The organism is Stenotrophomonas sp. YJH_SMC_101-4 (genome assembly GCF_059370395.1).
In genome coordinates, this window is sequence record NZ_JCAFTP010000001.1 from 142332 (window position 1) to 163138 (window position 20807).

General features: G+C 67.2%; 20 protein-coding genes. 12 read left to right on the top strand and 8 right to left on the bottom strand.

Translation table 11 applies throughout. The annotated features are described in order from the left end of the window. Nucleotides 1-10: 10 nt before the first annotated feature. Both AC5P8D_RS00700 and AC5P8D_RS00705 read left to right on the top strand, forming a co-directional pair. On the top strand, nt 11-940 hold the full coding sequence (locus tag AC5P8D_RS00700) for a DUF1684 domain-containing protein (RefSeq protein WP_043400900.1): 930 nt from the start codon (nt 11-13) through the stop codon (nt 938-940). 1 nt (nt 941) lies between these two features. After that, nucleotides 942-1895, top strand: coding sequence for a TraB/GumN family protein (locus tag AC5P8D_RS00705; RefSeq protein ID WP_495202991.1), 954 nt, complete (start codon nt 942-944; stop codon nt 1893-1895). Between the two features lie 73 nt (nt 1896-1968). Here AC5P8D_RS00705 and phaR read toward each other — a convergent pair whose 3' ends face one another. From phaR to gluQRS, 3 genes are all read right to left on the bottom strand, one after another. Beyond that, the gene (gene phaR, locus AC5P8D_RS00710) at nt 1969-2508 is read right to left on the bottom strand and encodes a polyhydroxyalkanoate synthesis repressor PhaR (RefSeq protein ID WP_010486594.1); all 540 of its coding nucleotides are present in this window, start codon (nt 2506-2508) and stop codon (nt 1969-1971) included. A 184-nt stretch (nt 2509-2692) separates the two neighbouring features. Then, on the bottom strand, nt 2693-3433 hold the full coding sequence (gene phbB / locus AC5P8D_RS00715) for an acetoacetyl-CoA reductase (RefSeq protein ID WP_109813555.1): 741 nt from the start codon (nt 3431-3433) through the stop codon (nt 2693-2695). Between the two features lie 17 nt (nt 3434-3450). Continuing rightward, entirely contained in the window at nt 3451-4371 is a 921-nt protein-coding gene (gluQRS, locus tag AC5P8D_RS00720) for a tRNA glutamyl-Q(34) synthetase GluQRS (protein WP_191849694.1), read from the bottom strand. Nucleotides 4372-4464: 93 nt separating this feature from the next. Between gluQRS and htpX the strand changes: the two genes are divergently transcribed. Continuing rightward, nucleotides 4465-5331, top strand: coding sequence for a protease HtpX (gene htpX / locus AC5P8D_RS00725; protein WP_495202992.1), 867 nt, complete (start codon nt 4465-4467; stop codon nt 5329-5331). Nucleotides 5332-6004: 673 nt separating this feature from the next. Here htpX and AC5P8D_RS00730 read toward each other — a convergent pair. Next, entirely contained in the window at nt 6005-6832 is an 828-nt protein-coding gene (locus tag AC5P8D_RS00730; protein ID WP_005417749.1) for an inositol monophosphatase family protein, read from the bottom strand. Between the two features lie 120 nt (nt 6833-6952). Between AC5P8D_RS00730 and AC5P8D_RS00735 the strand changes: the two genes are divergently transcribed. The 3 genes from AC5P8D_RS00735 to AC5P8D_RS00745 all read left to right on the top strand — a co-directional run bounded on the left by AC5P8D_RS00735 (nt 6953) and on the right by AC5P8D_RS00745 (nt 10825). After that, nucleotides 6953-7723, top strand: coding sequence for an RNA methyltransferase (locus tag AC5P8D_RS00735; protein WP_010486603.1), 771 nt, complete (start codon nt 6953-6955; stop codon nt 7721-7723). Between the two features lie 76 nt (nt 7724-7799). After that, nucleotides 7800-8702, top strand: coding sequence for a phosphate/phosphite/phosphonate ABC transporter substrate-binding protein (locus AC5P8D_RS00740; RefSeq protein ID WP_495203173.1), 903 nt, complete (start codon nt 7800-7802; stop codon nt 8700-8702). Further along, a complete protein-coding gene (locus AC5P8D_RS00745; RefSeq protein WP_171955214.1) occupies nt 8699-10825 on the top strand; it encodes a putative bifunctional diguanylate cyclase/phosphodiesterase in 2127 nt (708 codons plus the stop codon). Before AC5P8D_RS00740 ends, AC5P8D_RS00745 begins: the two co-directional genes overlap by 4 nt. A 78-nt stretch (nt 10826-10903) precedes the next feature. Here the strand turns inward: AC5P8D_RS00745 and epmB are convergent, their stop codons facing one another. Next, nucleotides 10904-11920 (bottom strand): EF-P beta-lysylation protein EpmB, encoded by a 1017-nt coding sequence (epmB, locus tag AC5P8D_RS00750; protein ID WP_010486611.1) that lies wholly within the window; start codon nt 11918-11920, stop codon nt 10904-10906. Between the two features lie 120 nt (nt 11921-12040). Between epmB and efp the strand changes: the two genes are divergently transcribed. From efp to AC5P8D_RS00775, 5 genes are all read left to right on the top strand, one after another. Beyond that, nucleotides 12041-12607: an elongation factor P gene (gene efp, locus AC5P8D_RS00755; protein ID WP_005410381.1), complete on the top strand. Its 567-nt coding sequence runs from the start codon at nt 12041-12043 to the stop codon at nt 12605-12607. Nucleotides 12608-12809: 202 nt separating this feature from the next. Then, a complete protein-coding gene (locus AC5P8D_RS00760) occupies nt 12810-14153 on the top strand; it encodes a TRZ/ATZ family hydrolase (RefSeq protein ID WP_019336839.1) in 1344 nt (447 codons plus the stop codon). Between the two features lie 25 nt (nt 14154-14178). Next, the gene (gene ubiG / locus AC5P8D_RS00765) at nt 14179-14895 is read left to right on the top strand and encodes a bifunctional 2-polyprenyl-6-hydroxyphenol methylase/3-demethylubiquinol 3-O-methyltransferase UbiG (protein ID WP_010486615.1); all 717 of its coding nucleotides are present in this window, start codon (nt 14179-14181) and stop codon (nt 14893-14895) included. Next, the gene (locus AC5P8D_RS00770) at nt 14892-15587 is read left to right on the top strand and encodes a phosphoglycolate phosphatase (protein WP_495202993.1); all 696 of its coding nucleotides are present in this window, start codon (nt 14892-14894) and stop codon (nt 15585-15587) included. The genes ubiG and AC5P8D_RS00770 overlap by 4 nt, the downstream gene beginning before the upstream one ends. Before the next feature lie 11 nt (nt 15588-15598). Next, complete coding sequence (locus tag AC5P8D_RS00775) at nt 15599-16303, top strand: squalene/phytoene synthase family protein (RefSeq protein WP_053443313.1); 705 nt, start codon at nt 15599-15601, stop codon at nt 16301-16303. 88 nt (nt 16304-16391) lie between these two features. Here the strand turns inward: AC5P8D_RS00775 and AC5P8D_RS00780 are convergent, their stop codons facing one another. Genes AC5P8D_RS00780 through yidD form a run of 3 tightly spaced genes read right to left on the bottom strand, consistent with a single transcriptional unit; the run spans nt 16392 to nt 18842 of the window. Next, nucleotides 16392-17240, bottom strand: a complete 849-nt coding sequence (locus AC5P8D_RS00780) for a M23 family metallopeptidase (protein WP_495202994.1) — start codon at nt 17238-17240, stop codon at nt 16392-16394. Then, on the bottom strand, nt 17240-18586 hold the full coding sequence (locus tag AC5P8D_RS00785) for a dihydroorotase (protein ID WP_495202995.1): 1347 nt from the start codon (nt 18584-18586) through the stop codon (nt 17240-17242). The genes AC5P8D_RS00780 and AC5P8D_RS00785 overlap by 1 nt, the downstream gene beginning before the upstream one ends. A 1-nt stretch (nt 18587) precedes the next feature. After that, nucleotides 18588-18842 (bottom strand): membrane protein insertion efficiency factor YidD, encoded by a 255-nt coding sequence (yidD, locus tag AC5P8D_RS00790; protein ID WP_005417723.1) that lies wholly within the window; start codon nt 18840-18842, stop codon nt 18588-18590. Between the two features lie 272 nt (nt 18843-19114). Between yidD and dksA the strand changes: the two genes are divergently transcribed. After that, nucleotides 19115-20344: an RNA polymerase-binding protein DksA gene (gene dksA / locus AC5P8D_RS00795; protein ID WP_329840929.1), complete on the top strand. Its 1230-nt coding sequence runs from the start codon at nt 19115-19117 to the stop codon at nt 20342-20344. Nucleotides 20345-20807: the final 463 nt, after the last annotated feature.

Sequence of the window (20807 nt, forward strand, 5' to 3'; positions counted from 1 at the left end):
GGGAGCATCGATGCGTTATCGGGGAGTGGGCGGCCTGCTGGCCGCTCTGGTGTTGGTTGCCTGCAGCCCGGCGACACCGCCGGCGCCGAAGGTCACTGAAGATCCGGCCTACGCGGCCACGCAGCAGCAGTGGCGGGTAGCGCGCTACCAGGATCTGACCCGGCCGGACGGTTGGACAGCGCTGGTCGGCCTGCACTGGCTGCAGAACAAATCGCACTTCGTCGGCAGCGGCGCGACCAATGGCATCCGCCTGGCGGTTGGGCCGGACAAGCTGGGCCTGCTGCGCCGCGAAGGCAGCCAATGGTGGTTCACACCTGAGGCCGGCGTTGACGTCAGCCATGACGGGCAGCCGGTGCGCGGCCGCATCCGTGTCGACACCGACAAGGATCCGCAGCCGACGCTGCTGGCCTTCGATGGTGGCAAGGGGCAGCTCAGCATCATCCGCCGCGGCCCGCGCGATGCGCTGCGGGTCAAGCATGCCGATGCGCCGGCACGCCGAGATTTTGCAGGACTGGAGTACTGGCCGGGTGGTCCTGACTGGCAGGTGCAGGCCCGCTTCATCGCGCACTCGCCGGGCAAAACCCTGCCGATCGTCGATATCACTGGCCTGACCACCGAGATGCCAAACGCAGGCGCGGTCGAGTTCCAGCGTGATGGCCGCAGTTGGCGGCTGGAGGCGATTGGTGCGCCCGGTCAACCGCTGTTCCTGATCTTTGCCGACCGCACCAGTGGCCGCGGCAGCTATCCGGCCGGGCGTTACCTGGATACCGATGCGCCGGCAGCCGATGGCACGGTACGCATCGATTTCAACCATGCCTACAACCCGCCGTGTGCGTTCACCGCCTACGCGACCTGCCCGTTGGCGCCGCCGGAAAACCGGCTGGACCTGCGCGTGGAAGCGGGCGAGAAGGCTTACCACCTGCCTGAAGGAGAAGGCTGATATGCCGATCAGATCCCTGTTGCGTACCGCCGTTGTACTGGCGGCCTGTGCGCTGGCACCGCTGGTTGCAGCGCGTACCGCGCAAGCCGACATCGCTGGCGCAGCGGTGGCCAAGCCGCCGGTGCCGTTGCTGTGGAAAGTGACTGGGCCGGGCGACTCGCGCCTCTACCTGCTCGGTTCCTTCCACCTGCTGAAGCCGCAGGACTACCCGTTGTCGCCCGATGTCGAACAGGCGTTCGAGGCCTCGCAGCGGGTCGTGTTCGAACTGTCGCCGGAAGACATGCAGTCGCCACAGCTGGCCAGCCGCATGGTGCAGGCAGCGGTCCGCACCGATGGCAGCGAGCTCAAGCGTGACCTGGATGCTGCGACCTGGCAGAAGCTGCAGGTGTTCGCCACCGAGAACAAGCTGCCGCTGGCGCAGATGCAGGGCATGAAGCCGTGGTTTGTCGGCCTGAGCATTTCGGTCGGGCAGATGCAGAAGCTGGGCCTGGACCCGGCACTGGGCCTGGACCGCCACTTCATGGAGCGGGCGCAGAAGACCGGCCGCAAGACCGAGGGGCTTGAAGACATCGACAACCAGATCGGCATGCTCGACGGAATGACGCTGCAGGAACAGCGGCAGATGCTGGCCGAAGCGCTGGACCAGGCTGGCAAGGCCGACGAGCAGGCACGCCAGCTGCATGATGCCTGGCGCCGGGGTGACGAGCGCCTGTTGTGGACCAGGATGGCGGCGGAAATGCGCCAGCAGTATCCACAGCTTTACCAGCGCATCAATACCGGCCGCAATGACGCCTGGGTGCCGAAGCTGCTGCCGTACCTGCAGGCCGGGCAGGGCGGCACGCTGGTGGTGGTGGGCACGCTGCACCTGCTGGGCAACGACGGCGTGGTCGAGAAGCTGAAGGCGAAGGGTTACAAGGTCGAGCGCGTATGCACGGGGTGCAAGGCGAAACGCTGATGTATCGCCGACGCGATTCAAACAAAACGGCGCGCCAGGGGCGCGCCGTTTTCGTATCAACCGTTGCTGCAGCTCAGCGGCGGGTCTTGCCGCCGGTGCCGGCGCCCGGTTCGTTCGGCTTGTTGCCGGTACCTGCCCCGGTTCCCGTTCCGGTGCCGCCCGGGCGCGGGCCACCGAAGCCCGTGCCCATGTTGCGCTGGAATTCCTGCCACAGCTCCAGGTTGCGCTCGGTCAGCTGGTTCATCATCGCCCATGGGGTCTGCCCCAGCAGGTTGCCCATCTGCTGGCGGAACTGCTGCTGCTGGTCGAGGAAGACCTGCATGCTGCGCTCCAGGTAATTGCCCATGAAGCCCTGCAGGGAGTCGCCGTAGAAGCGGATCAACTGGCTCAGCAGCTGGGTGGACAGCATCGGTTCGCCGTCCTGTTCCTGGTCGGCGATGATCTGCAGCAGGACCGATCGCGTGAGGTCGTCGCCGCTCTTGGCGTCGCGGACTTCGAAGTCTTCACCGTCCAGGATCAGCTGGCGCACGTCCTCGATGGTGATGTAGCTGGAGATCTCGGTGTCGTAGAGACGGCGGTTCGGATACTTCTTGATGATGCGGGTCGCAGCCATGAAGCGGTACTCGTCACAGTAGACGCGCAGCATGGCGCAGTGCAGCAGCCGTTGCAACCGCCTCAGCCCCCGCCAGGCTTGGCTTTCGGCGGCGATCATGTTGCGCAACAAGGGTTTGCGTGCTGCGCAGCATGACTCTTGGCAGGGGCCCGGCGGCGATCGCCGCGAGGGTCCCCTGCGCGGCTTACCAACCCATATGGTGGCCGCCGTTGATGTCCAGGTTGCTACCGGTGATCCACGAGGCTTCGTCGGCAACCAGGAACGAGACGCCGTAGGCGATTTCCTCCGGCTTGCCGAGGCGTCCGGTGGGGATATCGGCGATGATCTTGGCGCGCACTTCCTCCGGAACCGCCATCACCATGTCGGTGGCGACGTAGCCGGGCGAAATGGTGTTGACGGTAATGCCGAAGCCGGCGTTCTCGCGCGCCAGCGAGATGGTGAACCCGTGCATGCCGGCCTTGGCCGCCGCGTAGTTGGCCTGGCCGTACTGGCCCTTCAGGCCGTTGATCGAGCTGATCTGGATGACCCGGCCCCAGCCGCGTCGGCGCATGCCCTCGATGACCGGGCGGGTGACGTTGAACACCGAATTGAGGTTGGTGTTGATCACATCGTGCCACTGGTCCACGCGCATGCGATGGAACGTGGTGTCGCGGGTGATGCCGGCGTTGTTGACCAGGATCTCGACCGGGCCCAGCGCGGCTTCGACCGCACGCACCAGCGCTTCGGCGCTGCCCGGATCGGAGACATCGCCCGGGAAGATCGACACGCTGTAGCCGCGTTCGGTCATCGCCTGCTGCCAGGCGCGGGCCTTGGCCTCGTCGCGGTAGTTGGTGGCGACCCGGTGGCCCTGGTCGGCCAGGCGTTGGCAGATGGCGGTACCGATGCCGCCGGTTCCGCCGGTGACCAGTGCGACGCGAGATGTCATGGAGTGCTGTCCGGGTATCAGGTGGGGGAAGGGTGATTCTGCAACATCGGCGCGGAAAGTGCGCCGGCTGGCAGCAGGATGTCGGTACGTGGCAGCCGCGCTGGGTCGAAGGCATTCCGAGCGGCCGCCAGCAGCGTGTCCAGATCGTGCGCAGGTTCCAGCGCTTCAGGTGCCTGGCCGAGCAGTTGCCAGAGCTGGCGCAGCACGCGCAGCGGGCGCGAACTGTCCACCGGCAGCGCCGCCAGCGACTTGGACAGCTTGTGGCCCGGGGCATCGAGCAGCAGCGGCAGGTGCCAGTAGCGCGGTACCGCCAGTCCCAAGGCCTGCTGCAGCAGGATCTGCCGTGCCGTGGAGTCGAGCAGGTCGGCACCGCGCACCACTTCGGTCACCCCCTGCGCGGCGTCATCGACCACCACCGCCAGCTGGTAGGCCCAGCAGCCATCGGCGCGGCGCAGCACGAAGTCGCCGACCTCGGCATGCACGTCCTGCTGCTGCGGGCCGCGCAGGCCATCGTCGAAGTGCACGATGCTGCCCGGTGGCACGCGGAAACGGACGGCGGGGTCCGGTCGCGGTTGCCGGGCGACGCAGTGATGGTGGATGCCGCCGCTGGCGGCCAGGTCGCCGCGGCTGCAGTGGCAGACAAAGGCCTGGTCGCTGGCGAGCAGTACGTCCAGCGCAGCCTGGTAGGCCTCGCCGCGCGCGCTCTGCCAGAAGATCGGGCCATCGTGGACCAGCCCGAACGCCGCCAGTGCCTGCAGTTGTGACTCGGCGGCACCGGGCACGGTGCGCGGCGGGTCGACGTCTTCGATGCGCAGCCGCCACAGGCCGCCGTGATGGCGCGCGAGCAGCCAGCTGCCGAAGGCGGCGAGCAGGGATCCGGGGTGGAGCAGGCCGGTCGGCGAGGGCGCGAAGCGGCCGCAGGGAACATTGGCGGTCATGCAGGCTGAATCGTCGGTCAGGTTGGCGCTTGAATTCAAGCTGACCACACCGCAAATTGACCGGTATCGACCCCTTCCGAGCCGGATTTTCCCATGTTTACCCGCATTGCCCTGTTCCTGGCGACCAATTTCGCGGTCCTGATCCTCGCCAGCATCGTGATGTCGCTGACGGGAACCGACCCCAGCAAGATGAGCGGCCTGCTGATCATGGCCGGCATCTTCGGTTTCGGTGGCTCCTTCATCTCGCTGCTGCTGTCCAAGTGGATGGCCAAGCGCTCCACCGGTGCGGTGGTGATCACCGAGCCGCGCAACCAGACCGAGCGCTGGCTGCTGGCCACGGTCGAGCGCCAGGCCAAGGCGGCGGGCATCGGCATGCCCGAAGTGGCCGTGTACGAAGGCCCGGAGATCAACGCCTTCGCCACCGGCGCCAACCGCAACAATGCGCTGGTGGCGGTGTCCACCGGCCTGCTGCACAACATGAGCGAAGATGAAGCCGAAGCGGTGTTGGGCCACGAGATCGCCCACGTCGCCAACGGTGACATGATCACCATGGCGCTGCTGCAGGGTGTGCTGAACACCTTCGTGATCGTGCTGGCCCGCGTGGTCGGCGGCATCATCGACAGCGCGCTGTCGGGCAACCGCGAAGGTGGCGGCCGCGGCTTCGCCTACTACATCATCGTGTTCGTGCTGGAGATGGTGTTCGGCCTGTTCGCCACGATGATCGCGATGTGGTTCTCGCGCCACCGCGAGTTCCGCGCCGATGCGGGTGGTGCCTCGCTGGCCGGCCGCCAGAAGATGATCGCCGCGCTGGAGCGCCTGCAGCTCAACCACGGCCAGAGCACGCTGCCGACCCAGATCGCCGCCTTCGGCATTTCCGGTTCGACGGCCAAGAAGCTGTTCATGAGCCATCCGCCGCTGGAAGAGCGCATTGCCGCGCTGCGGGCGTCGACGGTGGCGTAAGCCTCGGCTTGCAGAGGAGTGAGAGACGCCCGGCTCCGTGCCGGGCGTTCTTGTTTGCGCGCCCACGCATGGGTGGCGCCGGGTACGACCCGGCAAGAGTCGTTTCCGCGACCGCGGAGGGGTGTCACTTTCTTTGCTCGTGCAAAGAAAGTAACCAAAGAAACACGCCGCCGGGGCGCGAGCCGACGTGCTGCGCACGCCGGTACCCTGCGCTCCTCGGTCCGTCGAGGGACGGTGCGGGAACTCGCTGCGCTCAGACACCCGCACCTCTTCGCCCTCGCCGGACCTGCGGTGCTCGGCTCGCTCAAGGCGGACCCAACGTCAAAGGCAAAAGCTGCCCCCCAGTAGATCCGCGCCATGCGTGGATGCTCTTGCTGTTGATCTTGACCTTCCAGTCCGCCTTGAGCGAGCCGAGCATCGCAGGGGAATCAGGGGCGAAGAGGCGCCGGTGTTTGAGCGCAGCGAGTTCGGCGCCGTCCCCTGATTCTCCGAGAAGCACAGGGAACCGTCGCGTAGCGACGGCTCGCGGCTGGCGGAGCGTTTCTTTGGTTACTTTCTTTGCGCGCAAAGAAAGTGACACCCCTCCGCGGTCGCGGAAACGACTCTCCGTCCGCGCAAACGAAAACGGCACCCTCGCAGGTGCCGTCTCCATGAATCGCTTTTACACGGAATCTCAGAACTTCGCGTCGAACTCCGCCGCGTAACCGGTGTTCACCAGCACCTTCTGCAGCGACTCGGCCACCTTCAGGTTGCCGGCCACGATCTGGTGGGTCTCCGGGCCGCGGTTGTCCATGCGGCCCAGGGTCGCGCCCTTGAAGTCGCAGACCTTGCCGCCGGCCTCGCGGACCAGCAGCAGGCCGGCAGCGATGTCCCATGCCTTCACGCCGGCTTCGAAGTAGGCGTCGGCGCGGCCGCAGGCCACGTAGGCCAGGTCCAGTGCCGCCGAACCGGTACGGCGGATGTCCTCGCCGTGCACCAGCAGGGCGTCGACTGCCTTGAGCTGGGCGCTGGCGCGGGAACGCTCGCGCGGGGCGAAGCCGGTGTGGATCATCGTGCCTTCCAGATCCTTGCGGTCGGCCACGCGGATGCGGCGGTCGTTCAGCACGGCACCCGCGCCACGGCTGGCGGTGAACAGTTCATTGCGCAGCGGGTCGAAGATGACCGCATCGGTCGGCTCGCCGTTTTCGACCAGGGCGATCGACACGCAGTAGTGCGGCACGCCGCGCAGGTAGTTGCTGGTGCCGTCCAGCGGGTCGATGACCCACATCTGGCGGCGCTCGCCCTGCACGCCACCTTCTTCACCGAAGATGCCGTAGTCCGGGTAGGCGCGCTTGAGTTCCTTGACGATGACCTTTTCCGCGTCCGCATCCACTTCGCTGGCGTAGTCCATCCGGCCCTTCTGCACCACGTTCAGTGCCTCGAGCTTGTTGATGTTGCGCAACAGGACGTTGCCGGCGAGGCGGGCGGCCTTGACCATGACGGTTACGGCGGGTTTCTGCATGGCGTGGGCTCCCGGAAAGGCAGAAGAGATGGACTGGCGGGGGAAAAGAGCGGGTCCGGCGCAGTGGCCGGCCGCACAGTTTACCATTGGTCATCGTCCAGCTCGACCTTTTCCCTGTTCATGTCCCAGTTTCCCGCCGCCACCCGCCTCCGATTCGTCCTGGTCGGTACCCAGCACCCCGGCAACATGGGGGCCGCCGCCCGTGCCCTGAAGACCATGGGCCTGGCCCGCCTGGTACTGGTCGCTCCCGAAAAGCCGCTGGACGAGGAGGCCTTCCGGCGCTCGGCCGGTGCCGAAGACGTACTGGGGGACGCCCCGGTGGTGGCGACTCTGGCCGAGGCCGTGGCTGACTGCCGCCTGGTGCTGGGCTGCACCGCCCGTGCCCGCCGTGTCCAGCTGGAGGAGTACCTGCCGGCCGATGCCGCTGCCCGCGCGGTGGCCAAGGCCGGCGAGGGTGCCGAGGTGGCGCTGGTGTTCGGCCGTGAGCGCACCGGCCTGACCAACGAGGAACTGCAGCTGTGCCATGCAGCGGTGCACATCCCGTCCGACCCGGAGTTCAGCTCGCTCAACCTGGCTGCTGCCGTGCAGGTGCTGGCCTATGAAACGCGCATGCAGCTGCTGGGTGCGCAGCCTGCAGCCGACGCCGAGCCGGGCTTCCGCGAACAGGCGGCCAGCCACGAGCAGATGGAGAGCTTCTTCGCCCAGCTTGGCGACACGCTGGATGAGATCGATTTCCACAAGGGCCGCGCCCCGGAATCGGCGATGCGCAAGCTGCGCCGCCTGTTCCTGCGCAGCGAACCCAGCGAGCAGGAAGTGCGCCTGTTGCGCGGCATCCTCGCCGACACCCAGCGCATGGCGCGACTGGCACAAGCGGGCAACAAGGACAGCTGACGACGTTCTCATTTTTTCGGGTAGTCTGTCTGGATACCCAGGGGGGATGAAGCCTGTGTCGGGTCTGCGAAAGGCAATGCAGGGGGGACTGCTGAGCCTGGCCATGGTCCTGCTGGCCGGGACGGTGCGTGCAGCACCGGACCCGGTACTGGTGCTGGGCCGGATCAGCGATGATCCCAAGGCGCATTACGAACAGCTGCAGCCCTTGCTGGACTACGTGGTGGCGCGCATGCACGACGTTGGCATCAAGGAGGGGAGGATCCTGATGGCACGCGACCCGCAGCAGATGGCCAGCTATCTGCGGCGGGGCAGGGTCGACTGGGTCACCGAAACCTCGGGTACGGCGGTGGCGCTGGGCCAGCGCAGTGGCGCCCGCCCACTGCTGCTGACCGAGCGCAACGGCGTGCGTGATTACCAGACGGTGTTCTTCGTGCGCCGCGACAGCCCGATCCAGCGCGTACAGGATCTGCGGGGCCATCGCCTGGCCCTGCAGAACACGGCGTCCACCAGTGCCTATCTGGTGCCGGTGATGACGTTGCTGCAGGAGGGCCTGTCGCCGCAGATCCTGGCCGGTGCATGGGACATGCCGGGCCGGGACAGTGTGGGTTACGTATTTGCACGCAGCGAGCTGAACATCGCGACGTTCGTGCACAAGGGGGTGGTTGACGTGGAAGCGGTGAGCAGCGTGGACTGGAATGACGAGCGGCGGATGCCGGCAGCGTTCCGGCGCGACTTCCGCGAGCTGCTGCGCACCGAACCCTACCCGCGTGCGGTGGAGATGGTCCGCGCCGACCTGGATCCACGCGTGCGCGATCGCCTGCAGGAAGTGCTGCTGCAGGCAGCCAGCGACCCGCAGGCGCAGGGGGCGCTGCATCGGTTTTTTGGCACTTCCGGGTTCCACCGCGTCGATGCGCATGCGCAGCAGCGGTTGGATGAATTGAAACAAGGATTGACGCGCGTGCGGATGGAAGTGGAATGAAGTGGCTTGGCTCGGGGATGCAGGCCCGGTTCCTGCTCGCGATGGGCGGGGCGATGGTCGTGGTGATCGCGATCCTTGCGGTGTTGTTGGGGCGGCAGACGGCGATGCAGAGCGAGGTGCGCAACCTCAGCGGCGGCGTCATCCATGAACTGTTCGACCGCAGCGTGCGCAGCCGCGGCGAGGCGATGGCGCGTGAGTTGTCCGACGCCCTGGCCAACCCGTTGTACTACCGCGATCTGGACCAGGTCGGCGTACTGGTACGCAGTACCGCGCGCCAGCCCGTGGTGCGCTATGTACTGGTGTTCGACGATCGCGGCCGGCTGGTACACGACGGCTCGGTCGAGGTGTCCGGATTCGGCCAGCCGATGGCCGATCCCCTGGCACCCAAGGCTGCAGCCGCGCAGATGCTGGTCGTGCAGGAATCGCCGAAGGTGCTCGACAACACCATGCCGATCATGATCGGCAACCAGCGCATTGGCGGCGTCCGGGTCGGCATGGCGCTGGATGAGGTGCAGCAGCGCGAGCAGGCGGCCAACGCCACCCTGGGCGAGCGCCTGCAGCAGGTCGGCAGCCGTCACCTGGGCTGGCTGCTGCTGATGCTGGGCCTGCTGGTGGTGATCGGCGTGGTGGTGATCCTGTACGTGCAGCGCACCCTGGTCGCGCCGATCCGTGATCTTGCCGTCGCCGCGCGTCGCATCGAGGCCGGTGACTACCAGACGCCCCTGGCCGAGAACACCCGCGACGATGAGGTCGGCGAACTGGTACGTGGTTTCGCCCGGATGCGCGATGCGATCGCCCGCCATGACCGCGAAGTGCGACGCATGGCCTATACCGACGCGCTGACCGGGCTGACCAACCGGCTGGCATTCCGCGAGGCGCTTGATCATCGGTTGATGGCCGCCCGTGCCGCCAATCACCGGTTGGGCCTGCTGTTCGCCGATATCGACGACTTCAAGCGGGTCAATGACACCCTTGGCCACGAGGCCGGCGATGAGGCATTGCTGCAGTTCGCCCAGCGCATCGGCCGCGCGGTCACCGAGGCCGGGGGCGATGAAACCCTGCTGGCGCGCTTCGGCGGAGACGAGTTCGTGATCCTGGTGGGCGACGGTGATGTGGCCGCCAACGCGCGGCTGCTGGCCGAAGTGCTGGTGCGCGAGCTGGGCAAGCCGCTGGTGGTGCAGGGCAGGGAACTGTTCCTGGGCACCTCGATCGGCGTGACCCTGTTCCCCGACGATGCAGCCGATGCGACCACCCTGCTGAAGAACGGCGACATCGCCATGTACCAGGCGAAGATGGCCGGCAAGAACTGCTATCGCTATTACAGCCGGGCGATGGACCATGCGGTCGAGCGTCGCGTGCATATGGAACAGGAGCTGCGCGGTGCCTGGGAGCGCGGCGAACTGCGCCTGGCCTACCAGCCGATCTTCCGCATGCGCGACCGCCGGATGGTCGGCGTTGAAGTACTGTTGCGCTGGCAGCACCCGACCCTGGGCACGATTCCGCCCTCGGTGTTCATCGAGGTAGCCGAGCAGAGTGGGCTGATCGAGATCATCGGCCCGAAGGTCCTGCGTGCGGCCTGCATGGAGGCCTCGCAGTGGCCGCGCGGGGCGGCCGGGGACGACCTGTTCGTGTCGGTCAACGTGTCGCCACGGCAGTTGCGCGGCGGTGAGCTGCCGGCACTGGTCGCGCAGTGCCTGCATGAGTCCGGGCTGCCGGCGTCGCGCCTGCATCTGGAGCTGACCGAAACCGCCGTGATCGGCGACGAGATGGTTGCCGCGCAGCTGCTGGACAAGCTGCACCGCACCGGCGTGAAGGTCTGGCTGGATGATTTCGGGACCGGCTTCTCCGGGCTCAGTCATCTGCGCCAGGTACCCGTGGACGGCGTGAAGATCGACAAGAGTTTCGTGGCCGACATGCAGCGTGACCCCGATGACCTCGCGCTGACCACGGCGATCATTGCCATGGCCCACGCGCTGGGCATCACCGTGGTGGCCGAAGGCATCGAGCAGCAGGCGCAGTTCGAGCTGCTGGCGCAGCGCGGCTGCGACCTTGGGCAGGGCTATTGGTTGAGCCACCCGGTGACCGCCACCGAAGTGGTGCGGATGATCGAATCGGGCATCTGACCGACACAAAAAAGGGACGGATGACATGAAGTCGCTTATGCATTTGCGACTTCATGCCCTCCGTCCCCTTTTTTGGGGCTACACCGGGCGCTTGCTCGGGTCGCCGGGCAGTTCGCGCACCAGTTTCGGGATCAGATAACCGGACAGGCGTGCGGTCAGGCCGGCAATCAGTGCCTTGGCCTGGGCATCGTCCACTTCGAAATGGGCCACGCCCTCGACCCGGTCCAGCTGGTGCAGGTAGTAGGGCAGCACGCCGGCGGCGAAGCTGCGCTCGCTCAGGTCCTGCAGGGCCTGCACGCTGTCGTTGACCCCGCGCAGCAACACCGCCTGGTTCAGCAGCTGGGCGCCGATGCCGCGCAGGCGGGCCATCGCCGCGTCCACGCTGGCATCGAATTCATTGGCATGATTGGCGTGGACCACGATCGCCAGCGGCCACGGCAGGCTGCCCAGCCAGGAGACCAGTTCATCGTCCACGCGCTCCGGCAGCACGATCGGCAGCCGGGTATGGATGCGCAGGCGGCGGATATGCGGGATCGCGCGCAGGGCGTCGGTCAGCTCGGCCAGCTTGTGCGTGGCCAGCGACAGCGGGTCACCGCCGGACAGGATCACCTCGTCGATGTCCGGGTCGGCGGCGATGGCGGCTACGGCCTCCTGCCAGCCACCCTTGGCGGCGTTCTCCGCCCCATAGTCGAAGTGGCGGCGGAAGCAGTAGCGGCAATTGATCGCGCAGCTGCCGGTGGCGACCAGCAGGGCACGGCCACGGTACTTCTGGATGACGCCGGTGGCCTTCTTGGCGGCACCGTCGCCCACCGCATCGAAGCTGAACCCGGGCACCGGGCGCATTTCCTCGTCGATCGGCAGCACCTGGCGCAGCAGCGGGTCGGCCGCATCGCCAGGGCGCATGCGGGCCACGAAGCCTTCCGGCACGCGTAGCGCGAACTGGGCCATGGCCGCCTCCGAGACGCCCAGCGCGGCCGGGTCCAGCTGCAGCCGGGCCAGCAGCGCGTGCGGGTCGCGCAGCGCCTGGCGCCAGAGCTGCTGCCAGCGCGCGGGCGCACCTGGCGACTGGGGCCGTGGGAAGGCGGAAAGCTGCATGGAGAGGGGGCCTGCGGTTATCATGGGGGCAGAAAAACAGTCGCCCACCGGCATCCGGTGGGCTTTCCATTCTAACGGCTCGCCGCACCCGCGGCGTTTTTGCCACTCAGGAGTTTACGCATGGCCAGCTACGGCATGAACGACGTCAAGAACGGGATGAAGATCCTGGTCAACAACCAACCGGCCGTCATCATCGACACCGAATACGTCAAGCCGGGCAAGGGCCAGGCCTTCACCCGCGTGAAGTACCGCCTGATCAAGGACGGCCGTACCCAGGAAGTGACCATGAAGTCGACCGACTCGCTGGATGCAGCCGACGTCGTCGATACCGACATGAACTTCATGTACAGCGACGGCGAGTACTGGCACTTCATGGACCCGGAATCCTTCGAGCAGGTCCAGGCCACCAAGGCCGGCATGGGCGGCGCCGAGAAGTGGCTGAAGGGCGAAGAGTCCTGCGTGGTCACCCTCTGGAATGGTGAGCCGATCTTCGTGCAGCCGCCGAACTTCGTTGAACTGAAGATCACTGAAACCGATCCGGGCGTCCGTGGCGACACCTCGGGCGGCGGCGGCAAGCCGGCCACCCTGGAAACCGGTGCCGTGGTCCGCGTGCCGCTGTTCGTCAACCAGGACGAAGTGATCCGCGTCGACACCCGTTCGGGCGAGTACTCCGCACGCGTCAAGTAATCCGGCGCAGCCGGATTACCTGTAGAGCCGAGCCATGCTCGGGTAGGCGTCATCGCATTCGCGCTGGCGCTCCCATGATCTGCTTCGGCAGATCATGGGCCCCGCTTCACGGGTCTCCAGACCCCGCCGCTTCGCGGCAGCCCCTGACCCAGGGGCGTGTCCCCCAGAAGTATCTCGCCGCCCCCCCAGCCAGTGAGCCCGCATGAGCGATAGCCCGCACCTCCCCGAAGCCTGCGACCTGCTCATCGAAGCCGGTTACGTCGTTCCGATCGAGCCGCATGCGGTGGTGCTGGAAGACCACGCCGTGGCCGTGCGTGGCAGCGAGATCATCGCGATCCTGCCGCGTGCCGAGGCGCGCGCGCGTTTCCGCGCCGCCCAGGTGGTCAGCCGCCCCGAGGCCGCACTGATGCCGGGCCTGGTCAACGCGCACACGCACAACCCGATGACCCTGCTGCGCGGCGTCGCCGACGACCTGCCGCTGATGACCTGGCTGCAGCAGCACATCTGGCCGGTGGAAGCCGCGGTAATCGGCCCCGAATTCGTTGCCGACGGCACCACCCTGGCCATCGCCGAGATGCTGCGCGGTGGCACCACCTGCGCCAACGAGAACTACTTCTTCGGCGACGTGCAGGCCGCGGTCTACAAGAAGCACGGTTTCCGCGCGCTGGTTGGCGCGGTCATCATCGATTTCCCCACCGCCTGGGCCAAGACCGACGACGAGTACTTCGCCAAGGCCGGTGAACTGCATGACCAGTGGCGCACCGATCCGCTGATCGGCACCGCGTTCGCGCCGCATGCGCCGTACACCGTCAACGATGCCAACTTCGAGCGGGTGCGGATGCTGTCCGACCAGCTCGACATGCAGGTGCACCTGCACACCCACGAGACCGCGCAGGAAATCACCGATTCGATCAAGCTGCACGGCCAGCGCCCGCTGGCGCGGCTGGATCGCCTCGGCCTGGTCAACGACCGCCTGATCGCGGTGCACATGACCCAGCTGACCGACGCGGAAATCCACCTGTGCGCCGAACGTGGCGTCAGCGTGGTGCACTGCCCGGAATCGAACCTGAAGCTGGCCTCCGGTTTCTGCCCGGCCTGCGCCCTGCAACGCGCCGGCGTGAACCTGGCGATCGGCACCGACGGCTGCGCCAGCAACAACGACCTGGACATGTTCAGCGAGAACCGCACGGCGGCGATCCTGGCCAAGGCCGTGGCCGACGACGCCACCGCGCTGGATGCAGCCACCACGCTGCGCGCCTCCACGCTGGGCGGCGCCCGCGCGCTGGGCTTCGGCGAGCGCATCGGCTCGATCGAAGTGGGCAAGCAGGCCGACCTGGTCTGTGTTGACCTCTCGGCGCTGGAAACCCAGCCGCTGCACAATGTGCTGTCGCAGCTGGTGTACGCCACCGGCCGCCAGCAGGTCAGCGATGTCTGGATTGCCGGCAAGCCGAAGCTGGTGCAGCGCGAGCTGGTCGGCATGGACCTGCCGGGCATCATCGCCAACGCGCGCCAGTGGCGCGAGCGCATCCGCCATATCCGCGCCTGAACCCTGGCGCCGCAAGGACACCCTCATGACTGCCCCCCACGCATCCTCCAATTTCGATCAGGCCGAGCTGGACAAGTTCGCCGCGCTGGCCAACCGCTGGTGGGACGCTGATGGCCCGCAGAAGCCGCTGCATGCGCTGAACCCGGTGCGGCTGAAGTACGTGGCCGACCGCGTGCCGCTGCGCGGTGCGCGCGTGCTGGACATCGGCTGTGGTGGCGGCCTGCTGAGCGAGGCGCTGGCGCAGTCCGGTGCCGACGTCACCGCCATCGACCTGGCCCCGGAACTGGTCAAGGTCGCGCGCCTGCACGCGCTGGAAAGCGGTGCCAAGGTGGATTATCGCGTCCAGGCCGCCGAGGACCTGGCTGCCGAGCAGCCGGGCAGTTTCGATGTGGTCACCTGCATGGAAATGCTCGAGCACGTGCCGGATCCGGGCGCGATCATCGAGGCCTGCAAGCGCCTGCTGAAGCCGGGCGGCCACCTGTTCCTGTCGACCATCAACCGCACCGCTGCCGCATTCGCGGTGGCGATTGTCGGTGCCGAGTACGTGGCGCGATTGCTGCCCAAGGGCACGCATCACTACCAGGAATTCATCAAGCCGGCCGAGCTGGCACGCTGGCTGCGCGAAGCCGACCTGCAGCTGGTCGATGTCAGTGGCATGGCCTACGAGCCGTGGCGCAACCACGCCCGCCTGAGCAGCCACACCGACATCAACTACCTGGCCTACGCGGTCAAGCCGGCATGACCTCTGCCCGCTTCCCGCGCGCGGTGCTGTTCGATCTGGACGGCACCCTGCTGGACAGCGCGCCGGACTTCGTTGCCACCTGCGATGCGATGCTGGCCGAACGTGGCCGTGCACCGATCGATCCGGCGTTGTTGCGCCCGGTGGTATCCAAGGGCTCGCGCGCGATGGTCGGTGCGGCATTCCCGGACCTGGATGCCGCTGCGCGCGACGCATTGATTTCGGAATTCCTGCAGCGCTATGAAGCATTGATCGGCCAGCACGCGGTGCTGTTCGATGGCGTGGCCGGCATGCTTGCTGCACTGGATGCCGCCGGTACGGTGTGGGGCATCGTCACCAACAAGCCCGAGTACCTGGCGCGCCTGATCCTGCCGCAGCACGGCTGGCAGCAGCGCTGTGCGGTGCTGGTGGGTGGTGACAGCCTGGCCGAGCGCAAGCCGCATCCGCTGCCGCTGCTGCACGCGGCGCAGGCAATCGCCGTTGCCGCCGAAGACTGCGTGTACGTGGGCGACGACGAGCGCGACATCATCGCCGCGCGTGCCGCGGCCATGCCGTCGGTGGCGGCACTGTGGGGCTATCGCCTGCACAGCGACGACCCGCTGGCCTGGCAGGCCGACGTGCTGGTCGAGAACGCCGGCCTTCTGCAACTGGCCAGTCTCTGGCCGACCCGGCCGGCAGCCCCGGCCCAGCCGTAAGGAATGACGTAGTGAGCAGTACCGCGCTGGACAGTTTCCTCGACAAGTGGCGCAGCCGTTGGCCGGAATGGTCGGTGGCCGCCCCGTTCGTGGCCGAATCGCAACGCGAGCTTGCAGTGGCGTGGTTTGCGCTGCTGCAGGAGTTCGACGACATGCTCAATACCGGCGGCGATCCGTTGCCGGCCGACGCCAAGCTGGCGTGGTGGGGCGAGGAGTTGCGCAGCTGGGCTGCGCACCGGTCGCGCCACCCGTTGGGTCGCTTGCTGGAACCGGTGCGTGCGCCGTGGGCGCAGCTGGCCGAAGCGCTGCCCGATCTGGTTGAAGCGCGCACGGTCGCGCTGGATGCGGCCGGTGCCGAGCGTGCGCTGGCCAATTACGCCGACGCGGTTGCCGCGGTGGAAGCGGCGCTGTTCAACGACAAGCCGCGCACCGGCGCTGGTCGTGCGGTGCAGCTGCAGACCCTTGCCCAGCGCCTGCAGGATGCCGGCGTGGCCGGTGTACCGCGCAGCCTGCTGGATGAGGATTCCAGCACGGCTGCGCAGCGCTGGGCGCAGTACCTGCTGAAGGGGTGGGGAAGTCGCGTGCCCGGCCCGCGCCCGCGCCGTGTGTGGTCCAGCCTGGCGCGCGCACGCGTGGCGGCGCAGGCCGCAGGCAAGCCGATCGAAGCCACCCCGGTGCGCACCCTGCTGCGCGTGTGGTGGGCTGCCCGCGGTTGATCGATTCTGGTGGGTGCGGACCTTGGTCCGCACGCTCCATGAGGTTGTGCCGACCAAGGTCGGCACCTACCACAGCGCGTTGCACGCGTTATTTACGTTCCAGCACCAGCAACGGGTCGATGCGGGTATCGAACCAGTTCATGCCCCAGTGCAGGTGCGGGCCGGTGGCGCGACCGGTGGCGCCGACCGCGGCGATCACCTGGCCCTGTTCCACCCGGTCGCCGACCTTCACGTCGATGCGCGACAGGTGCAGGAAGTTGGAGCTGACCCCGAAGCCGTGGTCGAGCAGCAGCGTGCCACCGGTCAGGTACAGGTCCGGGCCGGCGAAGGTGACGATGCCGGCGGCCGGTGCCTTCACCGGGGTGCCGGTCGGCACCGCGATGTCCATGCCGGAATGACCGGCACCAGGTTGACCGTTGTAGACACGCGCATTGCCGAAGCGGCCACTGATGCGGCCCTGCACCGGCCAGATGAAGGTCTGGGTGAAATCAGTGCGGTCGTCATCGCGGGCACGTGCCGCGGTCACCTGCGCCTGTTCGCGCTTGATCCGCCCGGCAATCGCCGGCGGCGGGTTCACCGTTTTCGGCGGCACGCCGTTGACCCGCTCGATGGGCCAGTCGCGCGGCGTCACCGCAATGGTCGCCGTCTCGCTGCCACCATCGGGGCGCTGTACCTGCACGCGCAACGGGCCCTTCTCGTCGCGACCGATGCCGAACACCACACTGCCATAGCCGCTCACCCGCAGCTGGCGGCCGGCGTACTGCGCGCGGCTGCCGGCGGGCACCTTGCCGATCACCAGCGCGCCCTGCGACGCGCTGGCCGGAAACACCACGCGACTGTCGATCAGGCTGCCGATGCCATCCTGCGCCTGCGCCGCCGGTGCGGTGAACAGGGGCGCGGCCAGCAGCAGCGCCCCGAACAGGAATACCTTGCGCATCAGCGGTCGTAGGTCATGCGCTGGCCGGCCGGTTCACCCACCAGTTTGCTGCCGTCCCACACCAATTGGCCGTTGACCCAGGTCGAGGCCACGCGCGAACGGAAGGTGGTGCCTTCGAACGGCGACCAGCCGCACTTGGACAGCACGTCCTCGCGCTTGACGGTGAATGGCACGTCTTCCACCAGCACCAGGTCGGCGAAGTAGCCTTCGCGCAGGAAGCCGCGTTCTTCCACGTCGAACAGCTGTGCCGGCGCATGCGCGAATTTCTGCACCACCTGCTCGCGGGTCAGCTTCCCTTCGTGCACGCGCTCCAGCGCGGCCACCAGCGCGTACTGCACCAGCGGCAGGCCCGACGGCGCCTGCGCGTAGGGCTTCTGCTTCTCTTCCCAGGTGTGCGGGGCGTGGTCGGTGGCCAGCACGTCCAGCACGTCGTCGGCCAGCGCAGCGGTGATTGCTTCGCGGTCGGACACTTCCTTGATCGCCGGGTTGCACTTGATCAGGTTGCCCTTGGTCGCATAGTCGGGGCGCGCGAAGTGCAGGAAGTGCACGCAGGTTTCGGCAGTGATCTGCTTGCGGCTGCCGTCGGCGCGGATCAGTGGACCCTTTTCGAACAGCGCCAGCTCGTCGGCGGTGGAGATGTGCAGTACATGCAGGCGGGTGCCGTGCTTGCGCGCCAGCGACATCGCCAGGCGGGTCGACTTGATGCAGGCCTCGCGCGAACGGATATCCGGATGCATGTCCGGGGTCAGCTCGTCGCCGTACTTTTCCTGGAAGGCCTTCAGGTTGGCATCGATCATCGGCGTGTCTTCGCAGTGCGTGATGATCGGGGTCGGGCATTCGCGGAAGATCGCATCCAGCGTTTCCGGGTTGTCCACCAGCATGTTGCCGGTGGAGGCGCCCATGAACACCTTCACGCCCGGGGCCTTCTTCGGGTCCAGCGCACGGATCGCTTCGAGGTTGTCATTGCTGGCGCCGTGGTAGAAGCCGTAGTTGGCCCAGGCGCGGCCGCGTGCCAGTTCGTACTTGGCTTCCAGGATGGTCGAATCCAGCGTCGGCGGATTGGTGTTGGGCATGTCCATGAAGCTGGTCAGGCCGCCGGCCACGGCCGCCGCCGATTCGCTGGCGATGTCGCCCTTGTGGGTCAGGCCCGGTTCGCGGAAGTGCACCTGGTCATCGATCATGCCAGGCAGCAGCCAGCGTCCGGCCGCGTCCACCACCTGCTCGCCATCGCGCGGCGCCAGCCCACTGCCGATCTGCGCGATGCGGCCGTTCTCGATGCGCAGGTCGCCGTCGAAGGTGCGGCCTTCGTTGACCATCCGGGCGTTGGTGATGAGGGTGGAGGACATGTCAGTGTTTTCCTGTGCAACGGCAAGAGGGGGCGTGGGTAGATTCGGGCACCGGGTCGAAGCCGCCGGGATGGAACGGATGGCAGCGGCCCAGCCGGCGCGCAGCCAGCCAGCTGCCGCGCAGCGGACCGTGTCGGGAGATGGCGTCCATCGCGTATTCAGAACAGCTCGGCACGAAACGGCAACGCGGCCCCAGCAGGGGGCTGATGAAGCGCTTGTAGAAGCGCAGCAGGGCAATGAGCAGGCGCGAGATCACCCAGTCATCTTATGCCAGTTGGCATGAAGGCCGCATTTGTGCAGGATGGGCCGTTGGTCGCATGTCGCCGATGGCCTGCGACCGGTACCAGCACCTCCGGGTGCTGGCCAGGTTCCGTACCGCGCAAGGCGGTCCGTGTTCGTCGGACTGCCTCCAAGGGCGCCTTGACTCCAGGACTGAATGGAGCAGGGGGTCGAGGTTGCTGCTGCGGGTCGGGTAGGCTATAAAGGCCCGCTTTCCCGGGCCCCGGGGAATCCAAGGAAGAGCGTTTCGTGGCTGCTAAAAAAACTGCAAAGAAGGCCGCAACGGCCGCCAAGAAAACCGCCAAGCCTGTTGTGAAGAAGTTGGCGGCAAAGCCCGTTGCCAAGAAACCGGCCAGCAAGCCGGCGACCAAGGCAGCGTCCTCGCAACCGGCGGCCAGGAAGGCCACCGCAAAGAAAACGCCGGTCAAGGCAACCAAGCCGGTGGCGAAGAAGGCTGCTGCGCCCGCCAAGGCCAAGCCTGCCGCTGCCAGCAAGAAGGCGCCGGTGGTGAAGAAGGCCGCCAGCAAGGCCGCGCCGGTGAAGAAGGCCGCCGCCAAGCCGGTGGCGAAGAAGGCAGCAGCCAAGCCGGCGCCGAAGGCGGTGGTGAAGAAGGCTGCGGTCAAGCCGGTCGCCAAGCCTGCGGCAAAGAAGGTCGCTGCAGCTAAACCGGTTGCCACGCCTGCCGCTGTAAAGAAGGTTGCCAAGAATGTTGCCGCGCCGGCCGTCAAGCCGGCCCCGGCCCCAGTAGTGAAGTCCGCACCGAAGCCTGCTGTCAAGCCGGCTCCGGCCAAGCCTGTCCCGGCCAAGACCGTGGCAGTGGCAGCAGCCCAACCGGCTTCCAAGCCGGCCCCGGCCGCCGCTTCTGCCGCTTCGAAGGCCCCGCAATCCAAGAATCCCGTGCCCGTTTCGAAATCGCCTGCCAAAACCGCCGTGAAATCCGATTCCGCCCCGAAGACCGTGTCGCGCCCTGTCGGCAAGGTTGCCGTGGCCGTCGCCGCCCGCTCGGCTGCACCGGCCCCGCGCAGCAAGTACAAGGTGGTCGAGTACAAGACCGACGAGGCCACCGGCCGCCCGATCCTGCCGGCTGGCTACAAGCCGTCCTCGGAAGAGGAATACATGAGCCCGCTGCAGCAGGAGTACTTCCGTCAGCGTCTCCAGAACTGGCGCGCGGACCTGGTGGAAGAGTCCAAGCAAACCATCGAGAATCTTCGTGAGGAAGTGCGTGACATCGGCGACGAAGCCGAGCGCGCGACCCGCGAGACCGAGAACTCGCTGGAACTGCGTACCCGCGACCGCTACCGCAAGCTGATCGGCAAGATCGACAGCACCCTGAAGCGCCTGGAAGCGGGCGACTACGGTTACTGCGTCGACACCGGCGAAGAAATCGGCCTGGAGCGCCTGGAAGCGCGCCTGACCGCCGAACGCACCATCGACGCCCAGGAGCGTTGGGAGCACCTGCAGAAGCAGCAGGGCGACTGATTCCTGCTCGTTGTATGGTCATGCGAAAAACCCGGCCTCGGCCGGGTTTTTTGTTGGGTTCGAGTTGGCTGTGTAGAGCAGCGCCTTCCGGGTATCGGGTGGAGCCTGCGGGTGGGTCCGGGCAGGACACGCTGCAAGTACATCCCTGTAAGCTCGGCCGCGGCATCCATGCCGCGGACGGTCCCGCCCGGACCCACCCGCAGGCTCTCGACGGTTTCCTGCGTGCGCGGCCGATGTAGAGCCGAGCCCACGCTCGGCTCAGGCCGACAGGAGCGGTCATGCGTGCTCGCGGCTGTTGAGTCCGCCTTGTAGCGAGCCGAGCACCGCAGGGGAATCAGGGGCGAAGAGGCGCCGCTGTTTGAGCGCAGCGAGTTCGGCGCCGTCCCCTGATTTACCGAGGAGCACAGGGCACCGGCGCGCAGCACCGGCTCGCGGATGGCGGAGCGTTTCTTTGGTTACTTTC